The following is an 18,183-nucleotide window of genomic DNA, read 5'->3' on the forward strand; positions in this document are numbered from 1 at the left end:
GCTATATCCGCGTAGGGTTACGGGGCTGCTCCAAACGGAGAACCCATCCAAGAAGGGACAACCCCATGACGAAGTCTTGGCGAATCTTGCTCGCGCTTTTTGCTGTGTTCGCGCTAGTGGCCAGTGCCTGCGGCAACGACGGCGATGACGCACCGGTGAGCGAGCCGGCGCCGGCCGCTCCCGAGGACGAGCCCGCGCCCGAGCCCGAGGACGAGGACGAGCCCGCGCCCGCGCCAGAGCCCGAGGACGAGGATGAGCCCGCGCCCGCTGCTGAGCCCGAGGACGAGGATGAGCCCGCGCCTGCGCCTGAGCCCGAGGAGCCGTCTGATCCCAACATCGTGGAGTTGGGCGGCGGCGCGATGATCGACATCACCGAGTGCCCCGACGAGTGGGACAACTATCAGGGTGTTACCGATACCGAGATCCGCTTCGGCAGCAGCCTGCCCCGTTCGGGCGCGCTGGCCGGGTTCGGCACCATCAGCGACGGTGTGCAGCTCTACTTCGACCACGTGGGCCCGATCGACGGCCGCAACGTGGTGATGGTGAGCCGAGACGACGGCTACGTCGCCGCCCGCACCAAGACCAACGTGGAAGAGATGATCGACGTTGAGAATCTGTTGGGATTTGCCGGGATTCTGGGCAGCCCCAACAACCTGGCCGTCCACGACCTGTTGAACGAGAACTGCATTCCCCAGCTGCTCAACCTGACCGGCCTGCCGGAGTGGGGCGACCCCAACAACTACCCGTGGACCACCGGGGCGCTGATGTCTTATGAGACCGAGGCCCGGATCTGGTGCCAGCACGTGGCCGATGAAATCGGCTCGGGGGCCACGGTGGCCATCTTGTCGCTAGACAACGACGCCGGGGAGGCCTGGCGGGTGGCCTTCAACGAGTGCGCTCCCGGCTTGGGCCTGGACGTGGTGGACGAGGTTCAGCACGACCCGCAGGCCGATTCCGTAGGCCCAGATGTGACCACCCTGGCGGCCAGCGATGCCGACGTGCTGCTGGTGGCCTCATCGGGGGCCTTCTGCGTCCAAGCGGTGCTCCAGACGGCCACCATTGCGTGGGAGCCGCTGGTGCTGGTGGCCAATGGGTGCCAGCGCATCGCCCTGTTCTGGGCGCCTATAGGGCCGCTGGCCAACGGGATCCGCTTGGTGAACACCCAAAAGGACCTATCTGATGCCTCGCTGGCCGACGACGAATGGGTGCAGTTTGTGCGGGGCGCACTGGAGAGCCAGGGTGTTGACCCCGATGCTGAATCCCACGCCCTGGGCTACATCTTCGGCGAGATCCTGCACGAGGTTCTGCTGGACGCGGTCGACATGGACGGCGGCATCAACCGCACCAACTTGATGCAGGCCATGTGGCAAATGAGCTTCGACTCCAGGGGCGCGATCGGCAACACGCCGCGGGCCATGGATGGAGCCAACGACTCCTACATGGTGGAAGCCGGGCGCATCGAAGAATTGGTGGTGGACGAAGACGGCGCCCGCTACGTGCCCATCAGCGACGTGATCGACTACGAGGGCGAGACCGGCACGTTCGCCCCATAACCGACTAGATCGAAGCGACCCCCGTCCGGCTCTACCGGGCGGGGGTCGTTTTGTTTTCGGCTAGGACACGGTGATCGGCACCGAGGAGTAGCCGGCCACGTTGGACATCTGCACTCGGCGCAGTCCTTCTTCGTTGACCTCGAAGGCGGGCCAGCGGCGGGCTATCTCCTCGATGGCCACCCGGCTCTCCAGGCGGGCCAGGGCCGCGCCCAAACACACGTGGAGGCCGTGGCCCAGGCCGACGGCCAGGCCGGGCTCGCGGGTGATGTCGAAGCGGTCGGGATCGTCGTAGCGGCGAGGGTCGCGGTTGGCCGCCCCGGTAATCAGGAAGACGGGCTTGTCCTTGGGGATGGTCACCCCGTGCCATTCGGAGTCGACGGTTGAGTAGCGGCCCTGGTACTGGGAGGGCGCCCAGTAGCGGAGGATCTCCTCCACCGCGTTTCCTATGACGGAGGGGTCGTTCAGCACCTTGGCCCACTGGTCGGGGTGGCGACCGAACAGCACCACTGCGTTGCCCACCAGCTTGGTGACCGTCTCGGAGCCAGCGGCGGCCAACAGCGTGCCGAATCCGGCGATCTCGGCGTCGTCGAGGTGGGTGGTCTGTCCGTCCTCGGTCTCCACTTCGGCCTCGATCAAAGCAGTCAGCATGTCTTCGGCCGGCTCAGCCCGCTTCTGCTGGGAGAGCTGGAACAGGTACATGCCCTGGGCCATGCCCGCCTCGGCGGCGGCCCGACTGCCCATGGCCGAGCCCTCCTCGCGGTGGAGCATCTCGTCGGTCCAGTGCCTGATCTGCTGGCGGTCTTCGGCGGGCACCCCCAGGATGGTGGAGATGATCTCGACGGGGAACGGGGCGGCAAACTCCTCGAGGATGTCGAACTGGCGCCGGCCCATGAGCGGGTCGAGGTAGCCGCTGATGATCTCCCGGACCAAGGCCTCATAGTTGCCAATGGAGCGGGGAGTGAACGAGCGGGACACCAGCTTGCGATAGCGGGTGTGCTCGGGCGGGTCCATGGAGATGATCGACCCCATGTCTGAGGGCTCGCCCGACGAGAGCTGCTCGTAGGTCTGGCCGTGGGTGGAGGTGAAGGTCTCGAAGTCGCGGTGAGCGGTCACCACGTCGTCAAAGCGGCTCAGCGCGTAGAAGTCGTACTGCTCGCTGTAGTAGCAGGGGGCGTGATCCCGCAGGTCGGCGTAGGTGTCGTAGGGATCGTCGAAGAAATCCCGGCTAAACGGATCGAACTCAACGGTCTTGGTGTCCATATTCCCAGTATGGACTATGTGCCACTGGTGTCAAACAGTGCGGTGCCGATGGCGTCGGCGGCTTCGGCGGAGGGACCCTGCCAGGTGATGGTGCCGTGGTCTAAGAGGATGGCCCGGTCGCACAGGGCAAGGGCGTGGCCCATGTGCTGTTCGACGATCAACAGTGCGGTGCCGGCCTCGCGGATGCGGGCGAGGGTGGCGTAGACCTCGTCGGTGACGATGGGGGCCAGGCCCAGCGACAGCTCGTCGGCGATGAGCAGCCGGGGGGTATCCACCAGCACCCGGGCCATGGCCAGCATGCGCTGCTCGCCGCCCGACAGGGTGCCGGCGATCTGACGGCGGCGCTGGGCGATGGGGGGAAACAGCTCGAAGGCCCGGGTCAGGGCGTCGCGCACCCCGGAGCGGTCGTGGGTTCGGGAGAAGGCCAGGGTGAGGTTCTCCTCCACCGTGAAGTCGGAGAACACGGCCCTGCCCTCGGGTACGTGGACCACGCCGGCCTTGGCGTAGCGGTGGGTCCGCACCTTGGTGAAGTCGTTGCCGTCTACCATCACCTCGCCCTCGGTGGGCACCACCAGGCCGCTGGCCACCCGGGCGACGGTGGTCTTGCCCGCGCCGTTGCGGCCCAAAAGGGCAACGGTCTCGCCCTCCCCCACCGACAGCGACACGTCGAACAGCGCCCGGAACGGCCCGTAGGCGGCGTTGACGTGGCGTAGCTCCAGCGCCGGGATCACCAGGGGGGCGGGGGTGGCGACGGTGTTGCCGTTTCCGTTGGCCATCTCGGCGGCGGGGCTGGCGGTGGTGTCGCCAGGGCCGGTCATTGCGTGCCTGCCACGAAGTCGCCCAGGTAGGCGGCCCGAACCTGGTCGTTGCGCATCACATCGGGAGTGGAGCCATGGGTGATGAGCTTGCCGAAGTCGAGCACGTAGGTGCGCTCGGTGAACGAGGCCACCAGCTCCACGTCGTGCTCCACCAGCAGCAGGCCGAAGCCCTGCTCGGCCTGGATGCGGGCCAGGGTATCGGCCAATGCGTTGGTCTCGTCGCGGTCGAGGCCTGAGGAGGGCTCGTCGAGCAGCACCACCCGGGGCTGGGTCATGAGGGCCCGGGCCACCTCCACCAACCGGCTCTGGCCCAGGCTGAGAGCCTCGATGGGCTCGTCACCCATGCCCCCCAAACCGAGGCTTTCCAGCAGGGCGTCGCAGCGCTCCATTTCGGCGGGCTTGGGCAGGCCGAGGCCGAGCACGTCCTTCCACAGGGCGCCGGTGCCGCTGCGGATGCGGTGGGCGAACAGCAGGTGGTCGCGCACCGACGAGCCGCTGAACAGCTCCACCCGCTGGAAGGTGCGCCCGATGCCCAGGCGGGCCCGGCGGTAGACGGGTAGGCGGGTGATGTCTTGGCCGTCGAAGCTCACCGATCCGGCGTCGGGGCGCAGCAGACCCAAAAGGCAGTTGAACAGGGTGGTCTTGCCCGCGCCGTTGGGACCGATCAGGCCGACCCGCTCCCCCGCGTCGAGCGCGACGCGCACATCGTCGACGGCGGTGATGCCGGCGAACCGCTTGGTGATGCCGTCGGCCACCAGCAGGCTCATGGCTCATCTCCCGCGTCGGTAGCGGTGTCGACTCCAGGGCCGGCGGCGACCACGGCCGGCTGGCGGCGTCCGAAAGCCCGTTGCATCAGGGCCTGCGAGCGGCGCTTGCCGTGCTCGAGCAGACCCTCGGGGTGGCGGGCGAAGGAGATGGCGGCGAAGCCGAACAGTACATACCGCCACGCCCCATGCAGCCCCAGCCAGCGGTCGAGCACTAGCTCGGGGAATATCACGAAGGCGACGCCGGCCTGGATACCGCCCTCCACGGTGCGGGCGCCCAGCACCACCACGATCACCAGCCAGAACAGACCGGTCTGGGGGTCGAAGTTGGCCTCGTATCCCACCAGCTTCTCCTCCATGGCCAACAGCCCTCCGCCAATGGCGGCGATGGCGGCCGACACCGAGAACACGATGACCCGCGACCGCCAGGAGATGATCCCGATGGACTCGGCCGCGGTCTCCGAGCCCCGCAACGCCCGCAGGGCCATGCCGGTACTGCTCTCGCGGATGAGGATGACCAGCACCCCCACCAGCACCAAGATGGCGATACACAAGATCAGGAAGTTCTCCCGGCTGGAGAAGTCGACGCCCAAGAACTCGGGCCGGGGCACGCCCCGGCCGTGGAACAAAGAGCCGCCCACCCAGCTGTACTTCACCAACACGTCGTGGAAGAACAAGGCGAAGGCCAGGGTGGCGATGGCCAGCCAGATGCCGCCCAGGCGCATGACCGGAATGCTGAGCACCGCGCCCACCGCGGCGGCGATGGCCGCACCCGCCACCATGCCCACGATTACCGAGATGTCCCAGCGCTGGGCGAACTGCATGGCCCCGAACGCGCCGATGGCCGCAAAGGTCACCTGGCACAGGGCGATCTGGCCGCCGAGGCCGGTGAACACCACGATGGACAAAAAGATGATGGAGAAGATCACCGAGTGGGTGATGCGGGAGATCCAGAAGTTGTTGGCGTAGGCGAAGGTCCAGATGCCCACCGCGGTGAAAAAGGCCAGGGCAATGATGCGGGTGTAGATGGTCATGCCTCGACCACGACTGGTGGCGGCCAGCGCGGGCGGGGGCGGAGACACACCGAGCAGCGGGTCGGCGCCGGCGGCCTGGCGGCGGATGGCGGGCCAGAACACGATGATGGCGAACAGCATCACGTAGGGCAGAGCCGGTCCTTGCAACTCGGCCAAGATGACGTTGTCGCGGGGAACGTGCGTGCGCATCTGGGTGGTGACCACCCCCAGCGCCAGGCCCCCGAACATGGCGGCGGGCAGGCTCACCAACCGGCCCAGTGCGGCCGCCGCCAACGCGGAGATCACGATGGGGAAGAAGCCGGTTGGCTCCAAGACCGTGCCCAGCGACGAGGTGGTGGGCACCAGTAGCACCCCGGCCAGGCCGGCAAAGAAGCTGGACAGCATCCACGAGCCCGACGACACCCAATCGGCGTTGACCCCATTGAGCTCGGTCATGCGGGGGCTCTGCACCACCGCTCGGATGCGCAGGCCCAAGCGGGTGTAGCGGAACAGGGCGGCCAGGGCCAACGCCGCGGCCACCACGATCACGAACGCGGCGATCTCGTCGCGGGTGACGGGGTAGCGGCCGAACAGGCGGTAGACGGTGGTGCCGTCGGGGATGATGCCCACCGCTCCGAAGGGCTGCTCGCGGTTGTAGTCGACGATGAGCTTGAACAGCTCGGGCAGCGCCACCAGCAGGCCGAGCGAGATCACCAGCTTGGCCACCGCGGAGGAAGCGTGGACGTGGCGGAATATCAGCCGCTCCAACAGCAGGCCGAGCAGCGGGGCCACCAGCACCACCGCCACCAGCACGGCCGACCAGATGGGCCAGTCGCGCCGCACGTGGAGCTCGAAGTAGGTGGCGGCGCTGATGAATGCCTGGGCGCCGAAGGCCAGGTTGAATACCCCGGAGGTCTTGTAGGTGAGCACGAAGCTCATGGCCACCAGGGCGAAACCCGCGCCGATAGGCAGGCCTTGGAAGAACGCCCGGATGGTTTCTTCCAGGACCCCGGTGGCGAGGACGCTGGCGGTCATCGTCGGCTCAGCCTCCGCTCAGCAGGGCCTTCAGTTCACAAACGAGAAGGCTTCGGGATCATGCCAGTCTTCCCGGACAACCTCCCAGCACAGCCACGGTTTGCCGGGCTCGCCGGTCCACTGCTCGAAAGCGCCGTCCACGATCTCCACGGCGTTGATGCAGCGGTATTCGTAGTCGGCATCGGGATTGTTGTTGGGCAGGGCGATTTGGCGGCTGAAGTCGATCGGGTTGGTCAGGCCGTCGTGGCTGTAGTCGTCAAAGCCCCGCACCGCATCGACCAAGGAGGCCCGGTCGAACTCGGGGCCGGCAGCCAGTAGGCCGTCATAGAACAGATGGGCGTTGAGCCAGCCGACCATGGTCTGCTCCTCGAGCTTGATGTCGGCGGTGTAATCGAAGAACGCCTGCTGGAGGTCGCTGTCGATGTTTGCCTCGAACGGCACAAACTGGGTGAACACCAGGTCGCCTTCGAACAGGTCGGCGTTGGCGGCCACAAACTCGTGGTTGTAGGTGTTCGGGTGATACATGACCACCTGATCGCGGTAGTCCTGCTTGACCAGCTCCTGGGCGATGGTGCGCATGCCGTTGAGGTCGAGGCAGGTGTAGATGATGTCGACGCCCTTGTCCTTCATCTCCGACACTTGGGGGGCGACGCCGCCGGCCAGGCCGAATTCGATGGAGGTGTCGAAGAACTCCACGGTCATGCCCCCGGCCTCGGCGCTGTAGTGCTCGATGGAGTCTCGGGTGCCCTCGGCGCAGATCTTGGAGTTCTCGCTGTTGCCGTAGCCGAAGATGCCGGCCTTGGCGGCCCCCACATAGGTGGCGATGTAGGGGAACAGCTGGTGGATGCAGCCGATGCAACTGGGGGCGATGTGGCCGAAGATGTTGCGCCGGTCGGCGAACTCGTTGTGGATGTTCCATCCGAACGTGGGCACTCCGGCGTCGTTGAGGGTGTCGGCCCCGAAGAACAGCAGGGTGGCCACGAAGGCGGCCAGCGAATCATCCTCTTCCACCATGGCCAGCGACTCGGGCAGGTTCTGGAAGAGCTGGTCGTCGCGCTTGGTGGCCAGCACCAGCTCGCGCCCGTAGATGCCGCCGGTGTCGTTGATGAAGTTGAAGTAGGCCTCGATGCCGTCGTTGTAGGCCCCGATGTTGGTGCCCAGCGCGTTGTTGCTGATGGTGACGATGGAGGTGACCTTGATCTCGTCGTCGTTCACCCCGGGCACGCCGGAGATGGGCACGAAGGTGTGGCGGTGCTCGGGCTCCTTGGGCTCCTCGGGCTCCGGTTCAGCCTCGGGGGCAGGGGCGGGCTCGTCATCGGCTTCCTCCGGGGCGGGCGCGGACGCGTCGTCGGGGGCATCTTCGGGGGCAGGGGCGGGCTCGTCATCGGCTTCCTCCGGGGCGGGCGCGGACGCGTCGTCGGGGGCATCTTCAGGAGCTGGCGCCGCGGTGGCGGCAGGGGCACCCCCTTCGTCGTCGTTCCCGGCGTTGCCGCAGGCCGTGGCCACCAGAGCCAGCACGGCGAGCGCAGCGAATACCAGCTTCCACCAACGAGCAGTCATCAGATCCCCCTAGACGTCTGTCCCGGTCAAACTAGCCCAACCAGACCGGTTATGGCAGGGCGGTCAGTGGCTGGTGCGATAGTCGCCGAACTTGGAGTCGCGCTCCGACAGGGTGGTGGTGAGGCCCTTCTTCTTGATCGAGCCCACGAAGTCGGCCATAGCCTGGGTGTGGGTGCCCAGCGCGCACAGCTCGGTGCCGGCCCGGATGCCGGAGCGCATGCCCATGTGCTCCATCTGGCGGTGGACCACCCGCTTGTTCATCTGGAGCAGCTCGATGGGCACCTGGGCGATGCGCTCGGCGATGTCGAGCACGGCGTCTTCCAGCTCGTCTTCGGGGTAAGCGGCGTTGGCCCAGCCCCGCTCCACGGCCTCGAGGCCGGTCACGTAGTCGCCGGTGAGCATCATCTCCATGGCCTTGCGCATGCCGAGGAACCAGGCGTGGAAGTGCATGTCGGGTACGCCGAACCGAACCGCGGGATAGCCCATTTTGGCGTCCTCGGCCATGTAGACCAGGTCGCAGCCGGTGGCCAGCTCGCTGCCCCCGGCCAGGCAGTAGCCGTGGACCTGGGCGATGACCGGCTTGGCCAGGTCCCAGATGCTCATCCAGCCCTCGGTGACGTGGCGGGGCCACTGGCCCTCGCCGCCGGGGGTGTAGAAGGGCAGCTCATAGCCCTCGTTGCCCCCGCTCAGGTCGTATCCGGCAGAGAACGACGGGCCGGCGCCGCAGACGATGCTGACCTTGATGTCGTCGTCTCGATCGGCCTCTTCCAGTGCTTCGAGAACGGCGCCCCGCAGCGGGTGGATGAGGCTGTTGCGCTTTTCGGGGCGATTCATGGTGACGCGCCGCACGTGGGGGCGGGGATTGTCGATCAAGACGATGTTGTCGCTCATGGCCGACAACCGTAACCTGCGGGCCGATGTTTGCTCTCACCGCAGCAGGCCCGGTTTTTCGGCCATGAGCGAGCCCCGGATCATCGCTTCGACCAAGGGTGCCCGGTGACCGTGGCGGTGGGCACCGACGCCGACCCACCGGCCTTGGTGGCGCCGTTCGTGGCCGAGCAGCTTGCCAACGCCACGCTGGAACGCTTCAACGACCTGACCCATTTCGTTTCGGGCCTCTCCAAGACCAGACCCGCATCGCTGCCTCTATCGCCGCTGCCCTATTCTCGAATTGAGACGGTATTGAATTATGGAACTCCACAAACTGCCCAGCAGGCTGAAGGCCGCGTACCGCGGGTCGAACGTAGGCGATCGGGTGCAGCACTTCGAAGGATGGACTGATCGAGCGCAAGCCGAGGACGTCGACCCCACCGTCTACAACCACGCCGATACCGTCAAGGAGTACTACAACCTTTGCAGCGAGTTCATGGTGTTCGGCTGGGGCGAATCCCTGCACTTCGCTCCCCTGTCGCCCCAAGAGACCCTGGAGGACTCCAAGATCCGGCACCAGCGGCTGATGATCGAAAAGCTGGAGCTGAGCGAGGGCATGACGGTGGTGGATGTGGGCTGCGGCATCGGCGGGCCGATGCGCCGGGTGGTTCGTGAAGCCGGTGTGCGGATAGTGGGAGTGAATAACAGCGAAGTCCAGCTGGAACGGACGAAGGCGTTGAACGCGGCGGCCGGGATCGAAGACATGGTCGATTACCTCGCATGCAGCTTCATGGACATGGGCGCCGCCGCCGACAACACGTTCGACCGGGGTTACACCATCGAAGCGACGTGCCATGCCCCGGACAAGGCTGGCGCGTTCGCTGAGATCTACCGCGTGCTGAAGCCCGGCGCTCTGTTTTGGGGCCAGGAAATGTGCATGACCGACAAGTTCGACCCTCAAGACGACCAGCACCAGGCCATCAAGCGGGATCTGATGCACGGCATCGCGCTCAAGGACATCGCCACCACAAACGAGGTGGATCGGGCGCTCGAAAAGGCGGGATTTCAGATCATCGAGGGTAAGGACCGAGGCGTGGTGGAGGGTGATCTGTCGACACCGTGGTATACGCCCATGGAAACCAATCGGGGCACCCGGGGCAGCGACCTGCGCCGGATTCCGCTGAGCCGCAAGGTGATGCACGGGGCGTCGAGACTGGCCCAGGGGCTGGGAATCATCCCTAAGGCCTCCGCCGACGTTGTGGAGCTGCTCGATGAAACCGCCAAGGCCTACGTGGCCGGGGGCAAGACCGGGATATTCACACCGCTGTACTGCTTTTTGGTCCGCAAGCCCGAGACGGGGTAGCGAACCGCCGCGGTACCGCCGGGCTAGAGGATTGCCCCCGACTCCTTCATGGCGGCGATGTCGTCCCAGGCGATGCCGGCTTCGAGGAGGAGGGTCTCGGTGTGCTCGCCGTGTTCGGGGGCTCGGTCGACGGTGACGGGCTGCTCGTTGAACATGGCGGGGTTGGCCACGAGCTGGACCTCTTGGCCGTCGCCGGTGGTCATAGCCGGGAGGTAGCCGTTGGCGATGGCCTGGGGGTCTTCGTAGAGCTCGCTGAGGGTCTGGAACGGGATCCACACCCCTTTGAAGTCGGCCAGGGCCTCCTTCCAGTAGGCCAAGGGCTGGGACTCGAACACCTCGTCGAGGAGGGCGACGCACTCCTGGTTGTTGTCGGCCCGGGCGGCCATGTCGACGAACTTGGGGTCGTCGATCAGCTCGGGGCGGCCGATGCACTCGCAGAGCTGGGCCCAGTGCTTGTCGGCCTGGAGCAGGATGAAGCTGAGAAAGCGGTCGTCGGATGTGCGGTAGGTGTTGACCACGGGGTTGGGGGTTTTGGTGCGGTCGTGGGGCGGGAGCCGGTCCATGCCGAAGAGCTTGCCCGCGATGACCAGGGGCGACAGCTGCCACATGGCGGTGGCCAGCAGCGACACGTCGACAATGGAGGGCTCGCCGGTAGAGGCCCGCTGGTAGAGGGCGGCGGCGATTGCCCCGGCGGTGGCCATGCCCCCCATGACGTCGCCGAAAGCGGGGGCGGGCTGGCTCATGGGCCAGCCATCGGGGCGGGCCGGCAGGGTGGCGCCCATGCCGCCCCGGGCCCAGAAGGAGGCACCGTCGTAGCCGCCCTTCTCAGCGTCGGGGCCGTGGGGGCCCTGGCCCGAGCCCCGGGCAATGATGATCTGGGGGTTGCGCTCCCGCAGATCGTCGGTGTCGATGCGGAGCTTGCGGCGCACCGGGGGCATGTAGTTGGTGAGGAACACATCGGCGGTCTCCACCAGCTTCATCAGCATCTCCCGGCCATCGGGGTGGGCCAGGTTCAAGCCGATGGAGCGCTTGCCCCGGTTGGGCTGCTCGATCATAAAGTTGACGCCGCCGGCGCCGCCGGGGACCAGGCCGGAGGTGATGAGACCCCGCTGGGGGTCGCCGGTGACCGGGTGCTCCACCTTGATGACGTCGGCCCCCCAATCGACCAGCACTGAGCCGCCGGAGGGGACGAACATCCAGCTGGCCACCTCGATGACACGAATGCCTTCGAGGGGGCGGCTGGGCGGGGCTGTGTTCTCGCTCACCAGACCAACTCCAGGTTGTCGATTTGGCGGATGCCTTGGCTGAACTCCAACTCCAAGCCGTCGGCCAAGCGGTAGTGGGGCACCCGGGCGTGCCACTCTTCGAGGGCTACCCGCAACTCCATGCGGGCCAGGTGGGACCCCAGGCAGCGGTGGACCCCGGCCCCGAAGGCGATGTGCTTCTTGGACTCCCGATCGAAGTCCACCTCATCGGGCGTGGGCCAGGCCCGCTCGTCGGTGTTGGCCGAGCCGATGAGGACGTGGATGCGGGTGCCCGCGGAGATGGGGCAGCCGTTGACCTCGGTATCGACGGCGGTGAGGCGGGCCGCGCTGGCCACCGGGCTCTCGTAGCGCAGCATCTCCTCCACGGCGTGGGGTATCACCTCGGGCTCGTCCACCAGCCGCTGGCGATGGCCGGGATTCTGGGCCAGAAACGCCACCATGCACTCCAGGGAGGCCGATACGGTGTCGAGCCCGGCCAGGAAGAACAGGTAGCCGATGTCGACCACGTCGTCGCGGCTTAGGGGCTGGCCCTCGACCTCGGCGTCGATGAGGGTGGACAGGAAGTCGTCTTCGCGCTGGGCCATGCGGGCCTCCACCACCTCTTCAAGGGCGGCGTAGATCTTCTGGCCGGTGGCCTTCACCTTCTCCCGGCGCTCTTCCATGGAGCGGGCTGGCGGGCGGATGATGCCGTCTTTGAGGGCGAGGAACTCGTCCACCCGGCTCACCGGCAGGCCCAGCAGCTCCAAGAAGATGGTGGAGGGCAGGGGCTCGGCGATGTCGTGGTGGAAGTTGCAGTGGCCCTGGTCGGCCACCTTGTCGATGAGGTCGCGAATCAACTCCCGCACCCGGGGTTCGTGTTTGGCCATCTGCTTAGGGGCGAACAGCGGGTCGAGCGCCTTGCGGTGCTTGCGGTGGTGGGGTGGGTCGATCTGGAGGGGCACCAGGGGGCGGATGTTGCCGATCTCTACCGCGCCGGGGTCGGAGGAGAAAACCTCGGGGGTTTGGAAGGCCCGCATCACGTCCTCGTGGCGGCTCAGGGTGATCGCTCCAGACTGGCTTCGACCGCCCAGTTCGGTTACTGGGGCGTTGTCGCGGATCTCCCGATAGGTGTCGTGGGGATTGCGGGCCACCTCGGGCGGCTCGAGCGAGTATTTCTTGGCGTCGGTCATCAGGTCTCCTCGGTCAGGATGATGGCGTCTTCGGGGCAGTTCATGAATGCCTTGCGGGCCTGGTCGGCCAGCTCGGGGGGCACTTGGCGCTCACCGGTGGGCTGGCAGTAGCCGTCGTCGTCAGCGTCAAACAGGTCGGGGGCCAGCATGTAGCAGCGCCCGTGGCCCTGGCAGAGCTCGGTGTCGACCCGAATGCGCATCAGCGCGAAGCGTAGGCCAATCGGCCCGTGCGGCTCGCAGCGGCGGTCATGGGATGGGGAGGACGCCGAGGCCGTCGGGGAAGTTGAGGCCGTAATCGATGGTCTCGGGGGCCATGGGCTGGTTGTCGGCGTCGAAGCGGATGCGTCGCACGGTGCCCTGGCCACCCGTGGGGCCGATGTTTCCGTCGTTGAGGGCCAGAGCCAAGTCGGCGTAGTAGAGAGTGCCGTCGGGGCCCACGGCGATGCCCAGAGGGGAACCGGTGCTGATCGGCTCGAGGCCCAGCCCCTCGCCTTCGGGCGGCGCCAGCACGGTGCGCAGATAGTTGCCGTCGCCGTCGTACTGGTTGATGACGCCGGTGAGCGTGTCGGATACGTACCACCCGCCGCGGCCGTCGGCGGCGATGCCGGTGGTGAGGCTCACACCGTCGCCCACGGCGATGAACAGCTCGACGGTGACCGCATCGGGGTCGCACTCATCGGCAGAGCGAGGCAGGTTGGAGAAGCGCTGCACCCCGATGGTGGGGGCGCGGGCCGAGGCCAACAGCACGTCGTCGCCGTCGGCGGCCAGTTGCTGGGCGGTGGCGATGTAGTCGGCCACCACGCAGCGGGCTCCGTCGTAGGGCGGGAACCACACGGTGAGCTGGCCGGTGCCCGGTCCCGATGCCTGGTTGCCCACGTCGGTGGTGAGCAGGCGGCCGTCGGGCAAGAAGGCGCAGCCATAGGGCTCGGGCTGGCTGTCGGCCGACTCGAAATCGGGGGTGAGCTTGCCGACCTGGATGGCGGACAGGGTGCCGAGTGAGTCGCCGTCGAGATCGAAGATGCCGAATCCGGCGGGGATTTCGGGCTGGCCGGTGTCCTCGCCGGCAATGAAGCGGCCGTCGTCGGTGAAGCACACCTGGCCGTTGATGTCGCGGCCGTTGGGATCTTCTCGGGCGTTGGTGATGAGGCGTTGAATGCCGCCGTTGTCGCCGTATACCACCAGGTTGTTGCCCTGAGGACTGAACACCAGGTAGGTGGGCGGGTCGAGGGGCTCGGTTTGCAGCGGCGGATTGAAGCCGATGCTGGCCACCAGGCGGTCGAAGCCGTCGGCGGGGCCAGGAATGGTGGTGGTGTCGTTTAGGGCCAGCAGGCTGATGCGGTTGTAGGAGGCGCCGGGGCGGGGCACGGTGCGGGCGGTGCAGCCGCCCTGGTCATCGAGCACGCACAGGTAGCCGCCCGAGGGGCGGTCGTCGCGCTCGGACACCAGCACGCCATAGGCCGAGGCGCCGACGGCGGCGGCATCGCTCCCCTCTCGGAGCCAGGCGGCGGGGTCGCCCAGGCCGCTGGAGGTGACGGTGAGCTCGAAGGGATCGGTTTGGATAGACAGAGTGAGCTGGGGGTCGGTGCCCGGCGGTGGGGTCTTGAAGTCGAAGCCGACGTCGCAGGGGGCGTCGATGCAGCGGCCCGACGCTCCCACCAGGCGAACCTGGCCGGCTTCGGGCTCCGGCTCCTCTTCGGGGGCGGTTTGCTCGGCGGCCTCCACATCGGGAGCGACGGTGTAGCGGAACACCCCGGAGGTCTCCGACGGGCCCGCTGAGCCCGGCTCGCGGAAGCCGGCCACGGCCCACATGTCGTCGCCCACGATGGCCACTCCCCCGGAGATCAGCCCGGTGAGCTCGTCGGACCACAGCACCTCGCCGTCGTCGAGGCGCAGAGCCCGCAGGGTGAAGTCGAGCGAGCCCACGAACACCACGCCGCTCACCTCGGTGGTGGGCGAATAGGTGGGACCGACGGCCTGCTGCTGCCAGACGATGTCGCCGGTGGCGGCGTCGAAGGCGTGCATGCAGGGGCAGTCGGCCACCCCGGTGCCGCCGGCGATAATCCCGTCGGCGTAGGCGGCGGGGCCGATGAAGCCGCCGCTGGAGAAGTTGGGGCGGATCACGTTGTCGGCGGTGGCCCGGGTGCTCCACACCAGCTCGCCGGTGTCGCGGTTCACCACGTAGAACACGGCGTCCTTGTTGCCCAGGCCGACCAGGTCTTGGCCGTTGGCGCTGAACAGCACCGGCACGCCGGCAAAGTCGGAGTCGTCGTTGTTGGGCGGGTGGGGCTGGAAGCTCCAGGCTGGCTCGCCGGTGTCGATGTTCACCGCGAACAGGGCCTCGGTGTAGGGCCCCCACCCGTCGGGGGAGGTGGGGCAGTTGGCGCTGCCGGCGAACATCAGGCGGCGCTCGAGGTCGACCGAGGGCGAGCCCCAGACGCCTCCGCAGCCCCGGTGGTCGCCGCCTTCGAGATCGAAGTGCCAGAGCTCTTCGCCGGTGGCCAGGCTGACAGCCACCACGCCAGCGGGGAAGGGGGCGTTGTGGGTGTCGAAGGTGGCGATCACCCGATCTTCCACCACGATGGGGGTGGTCTCGAACTCGGTGGGCCAGCCAGGCTCGCCGCGGGCGTGGGTCCAGATCACGGTCCCATCGGCGGCGTTGAGGGCGTGGATGGTGCGCCCGGCGTTGAACACCACCGCGGGAGTGCCGTTGATAACGGTGTAAGAGGCCGACGAGGTGATCTGCCCGGCGTAGACGTTGTCGTGGTACTCGGAGTCGTAGTGCCAGAGCTCGGTGCCGTCGGCGGCATCGAGGGCGTAGAACCGCCCGGCCCAGTCGCCCACGTAGAGCGTGCCGTCGACCACCACCGGGGCGGCGGTGACCACGTCGCTGGTGTTGAAGTACCAGATGCGGCGGAGACTGGCGGCGGTGTCGGGGTTGATCCCGCTATCGCAGGGGTAGGAGAAGGTGCGGTCGATGCCGTGGCCCCACATCGGCCAGTCGCAGGTGGGGCCGGTGGGAGCGGGAACGACGGGTTGGGCCGTCGGGTCTGGGGTGGGGGCCGCAGCCTCGGTGGGCTCGGCAGTTGCCGCGGGGGTTGCGGCTGGGGTGGGGGCCGCGAGCTGGTCGTCATCGTCGTTTCCGCAGGCGGCCGCGATGAGGGCAAAGGCAAGCAGAATGGCGACGAGCCGCGGTAGCCGGATCATGGCCTGATGATCGTAACGAAACCTGCCACTGGGTGAGACGGCGACGGACCTTGAGTGGGAGACTGAGGGCGAATGACCGTTGATACCGCACCGGCCGAAGTCCAGGCTCCCAACACGGCCGAACGCCGATTCAGCCAGTCGATGGTGGTGTCGGGAACCCGGTGCCTGCTGACCTATCTGGTGCTCCCGTTTCTGCTGCCGGTGCTGGGCGTGGCCGACACGGTGGGGCCGGCCATAAGCCTGCCCATCGGGCTGGTGGCCATCGTGTTCAATGGTCTGAGCATCCGACGGTTCTGGGGGGCCGACCACCGGTTTAAGTGGCCGGTGAGCACGGTCAACGTTCTGGTGATCGGATTGCTGTGCTACCTGACAGTCAGTGACATCGTCGAGCTCGCCGGCTGAGCCCGACGATTCCGCTGCCCTCAGCCACTCCAAAGTGGCCAGCAACCCGCTGGTGCGAGGGCTGTGGGTTGTCGGCGGGCTTTTGTGTGTAGCAGTAGGGGCAATCGGGATCATTGTTCCCGGCCTGCCGTCGACGGTGTTCTTCATCATGGCCGCAGCGGCGTTTTCTCGTTCCAGCGAGCGAATGGAGCGCTGGGTCTTGAACTTGCCCGGTGTGGGCAAGCTGGTAGCCGACTATCGGTCTGGGTTGGGGATGCCGTGGCGAGCGAAAGTCATTGCCGGAACCATGATCGTGGTCGCGGTCGGGCTGAGTACGGGCCTGGCTCTCAGCTCATGGACGTGGCGGGGCGTCGTGATTGGGTTGGGCCTTGTGGGGTTGGCGTACATCTTTGGGCGAGTACCCACATCTAGACCCGACTGAGAATAGATTTCAAAGATTTTCAATCTATTTTCGTCTAATTCAGGTAAGATCAAAATGGAGCCGGGGCGGGGCCTAAAGCTTTCGTCCGCTCTGCCCCCCGCCCCGGCTTCTATTGGACAGTGTAGCCCCAGCACTTGGCCTTGTGCACTAGAGATTCGCAATCTCGTGTTCGATGCGGGATTCGATGTAGGCGCGGGCGTTGGCTATGCGGGTGGGGAGGTGCATTGAGGGGAAGAGGCCGTCGGAGGGCTTGTAGCTCTTGAGGATCTGCTTGGCGATGGTGTCTTTGTGGACCTCGGTGGGACCGTCGGCGATGCCCATGACCGGGCCGGACAGCCACATGGAGGTGAGGGGCATGAGATTGGACACGCCCAGTGAGCCGTGGGCGTGCATGGCCCGGTACACCACGTCGATCAGCACCTTGGGGGTGGCCACCTTGACGCCGGCGATGTGCTGGCGGACCTTGGCGTAGTCGCCCTCGTTGTCGATCAGCCAGGCGGTGTGGAGCACCTGGAGGCGGAACTGCTGGATCTGGATCCAAGAGTCGGCGATCCAATGCTGGATGGACTGCTTCTCGCCAATCAGTGAGCCCTTGGTCTCCCGGGACAGCACCCGCTCGCACATCATGTCGAGGGCCCGCTGGGCCACCCCCACCGAGCGCATGCCGTGATGGACCCGGCCGCCGCCGAGGCGGGTCTGGGCGATCTTGAAGCCCGACCCCTCGTCGCCCAGCAGGTTCTCGGCCGGCACCCGCACGTCGTTGAAGCGGAGGTAAGCGTGGTCGCCATCTTCGAGGTCCTCGGTGCCCAGGCCCACGTTGGCCACCACCTCGATGCCGGGGGTGTCGGTGGGCACCAGCATCATCGACGAGCCCCGGTACACCGACACGTCGGGGTTGGTGATGAGCATGACGATCATGAACCGGGCGTACTTGAAGTTGGAGGCGAACCACTTCTCGCCGTTGATCACCCATTCGTCGCCGTCGCGGTGGGCCCTACAGGTGAAGTAGTTGGGGTCGGAGCCACCCTGGGGCTCGGTCATGGCGTAGGTGGAGGAGATTTTGCCATCGAGCAGCGGCTGGAGGTAGAGCTCCTTCTGCTCGTCGGTGCCGTAGTGGGCGATGATCTCGGCGTTGCCCGAGTCGGGGGCCTGGCAGCCGAACACCACCTGGGCCCACAGCGCCCGGCCCAGGATCTCGTTCATCAGGGCCAGCTTCACCTGGCCGTAACCGAGGCCGCCGAGATGGGGGCCCATGTGGCAGGCCCACAGACTGTTGTCTTGCACCTGCTTCTGAAGGGGCGCTATCAGGGCATTGGCCGTTTCGTTGGTGCGGTCGAAGGGGTTGACCTCGCCCCGGAAGTAGAGATCGATGGGCTCGATCTCCTCGGTGACGAAAGTGTCCATCCAGTCGAGCTTCTCTTGGAATTCGGGTTCGACCGAAAAATCGATGGCCATGGGATTACCGCACTCTCTGGGTTGGATTTAC

General features: G+C 66.8%; 16 protein-coding genes. 5 read left to right on the forward strand and 11 right to left on the reverse strand.

What is annotated here, in order from left to right; genetic code table 11:
* The first annotated feature begins 65 nt into the window (after positions 1–65).
* Positions 66–1,553, forward strand: a complete 1,488-nt coding sequence (locus tag OXG30_00110; GenBank protein ID MCY4133312.1) for an ABC transporter substrate-binding protein — start codon at positions 66–68, stop codon at positions 1,551–1,553.
* Positions 1,554–1,613: 60 nt separating this feature from the next.
* On the opposite strand, the gene OXG30_00115 is transcribed toward OXG30_00110, so the two are convergent.
* From OXG30_00115 to OXG30_00140, 6 genes are all read right to left on the reverse strand, one after another.
* Positions 1,614–2,813 (reverse strand): cytochrome P450, encoded by a 1,200-nt coding sequence (locus OXG30_00115; GenBank protein MCY4133313.1) that lies wholly within the window; start codon positions 2,811–2,813, stop codon positions 1,614–1,616.
* A 14-nt stretch (positions 2,814–2,827) separates the two neighbouring features.
* Positions 2,828–3,631 carry an ABC transporter ATP-binding protein gene (locus tag OXG30_00120; GenBank protein ID MCY4133314.1) on the reverse strand — a complete coding sequence of 268 codons (804 nt, stop codon included), beginning with the start codon at positions 3,629–3,631 and terminating at the stop codon, positions 2,828–2,830.
* Positions 3,628–4,398, reverse strand: coding sequence for an ABC transporter ATP-binding protein (locus OXG30_00125; GenBank protein ID MCY4133315.1), 771 nt, complete (start codon positions 4,396–4,398; stop codon positions 3,628–3,630). Before OXG30_00125 ends, OXG30_00120 begins: the two co-directional genes overlap by 4 nt.
* Positions 4,395–6,443, reverse strand: a complete 2,049-nt coding sequence (locus OXG30_00130) for an ABC transporter permease (protein ID MCY4133316.1) — start codon at positions 6,441–6,443, stop codon at positions 4,395–4,397. Before OXG30_00130 ends, OXG30_00125 begins: the two co-directional genes overlap by 4 nt.
* A 30-nt stretch (positions 6,444–6,473) precedes the next feature.
* A complete protein-coding gene (locus OXG30_00135) occupies positions 6,474–8,003 on the reverse strand; it encodes an ABC transporter substrate-binding protein (protein MCY4133317.1) in 1,530 nt (509 codons plus the stop codon).
* 63 nt (positions 8,004–8,066) lie between these two features.
* On the reverse strand, positions 8,067–8,894 hold the full coding sequence (locus tag OXG30_00140) for an enoyl-CoA hydratase-related protein (protein ID MCY4133318.1): 828 nt from the start codon (positions 8,892–8,894) through the stop codon (positions 8,067–8,069).
* A gap of 105 nt (positions 8,895–8,999) precedes the next feature.
* Here OXG30_00140 and OXG30_00145 point away from each other — a divergent pair, with 105 nt between their 5' ends.
* The gene (locus tag OXG30_00145) at positions 9,000–9,284 is read left to right on the forward strand and encodes a hypothetical protein (GenBank protein ID MCY4133319.1); all 285 of its coding nucleotides are present in this window, start codon (positions 9,000–9,002) and stop codon (positions 9,282–9,284) included.
* Entirely contained in the window at positions 9,259–10,236 is a 978-nt protein-coding gene (locus OXG30_00150) for a class I SAM-dependent methyltransferase (protein MCY4133320.1), read from the forward strand. Before OXG30_00145 ends, OXG30_00150 begins: the two co-directional genes overlap by 26 nt.
* Positions 10,237–10,259: 23 nt before the next feature.
* Here the strand turns inward: OXG30_00150 and OXG30_00155 are convergent, their stop codons facing one another.
* From OXG30_00155 to OXG30_00170, 4 genes are read right to left on the reverse strand one after another with little or no spacing between them, the layout of a single operon-like run.
* A complete protein-coding gene (locus OXG30_00155; protein MCY4133321.1) occupies positions 10,260–11,501 on the reverse strand; it encodes a CoA transferase in 1,242 nt (413 codons plus the stop codon).
* Positions 11,498–12,670 carry a cytochrome P450 gene (locus OXG30_00160; protein ID MCY4133322.1) on the reverse strand — a complete coding sequence of 391 codons (1,173 nt, stop codon included), beginning with the start codon at positions 12,668–12,670 and terminating at the stop codon, positions 11,498–11,500. Before OXG30_00160 ends, OXG30_00155 begins: the two co-directional genes overlap by 4 nt.
* Positions 12,670–12,870 carry a ferredoxin gene (locus OXG30_00165; protein MCY4133323.1) on the reverse strand — a complete coding sequence of 67 codons (201 nt, stop codon included), beginning with the start codon at positions 12,868–12,870 and terminating at the stop codon, positions 12,670–12,672. The genes OXG30_00160 and OXG30_00165 overlap by 1 nt, the downstream gene beginning before the upstream one ends.
* A gap of 46 nt (positions 12,871–12,916) precedes the next feature.
* Positions 12,917–15,874 (reverse strand): PQQ-binding-like beta-propeller repeat protein, encoded by a 2,958-nt coding sequence (locus OXG30_00170; protein ID MCY4133324.1) that lies wholly within the window; start codon positions 15,872–15,874, stop codon positions 12,917–12,919.
* A 72-nt stretch (positions 15,875–15,946) separates the two neighbouring features.
* Between OXG30_00170 and OXG30_00175 the strand changes: the two genes are divergently transcribed.
* Positions 15,947–16,276, forward strand: a complete 330-nt coding sequence (locus tag OXG30_00175; GenBank protein MCY4133325.1) for a hypothetical protein — start codon at positions 15,947–15,949, stop codon at positions 16,274–16,276.
* Positions 16,251–16,697, forward strand: coding sequence for a YbaN family protein (locus OXG30_00180; GenBank protein MCY4133326.1), 447 nt, complete (start codon positions 16,251–16,253; stop codon positions 16,695–16,697). The genes OXG30_00175 and OXG30_00180 overlap by 26 nt, the downstream gene beginning before the upstream one ends.
* A 147-nt stretch (positions 16,698–16,844) precedes the next feature.
* Here OXG30_00180 and OXG30_00185 read toward each other — a convergent pair whose 3' ends face one another.
* Positions 16,845–18,152, reverse strand: a complete 1,308-nt coding sequence (locus OXG30_00185; protein ID MCY4133327.1) for an acyl-CoA dehydrogenase family protein — start codon at positions 18,150–18,152, stop codon at positions 16,845–16,847.
* Positions 18,153–18,183: the final 31 nt, after the last annotated feature.

The organism is bacterium, from assembly GCA_026708015.1.
Classification (GTDB): Bacteria; Actinomycetota; Acidimicrobiia; order Acidimicrobiales; family Bin134; genus Poriferisocius.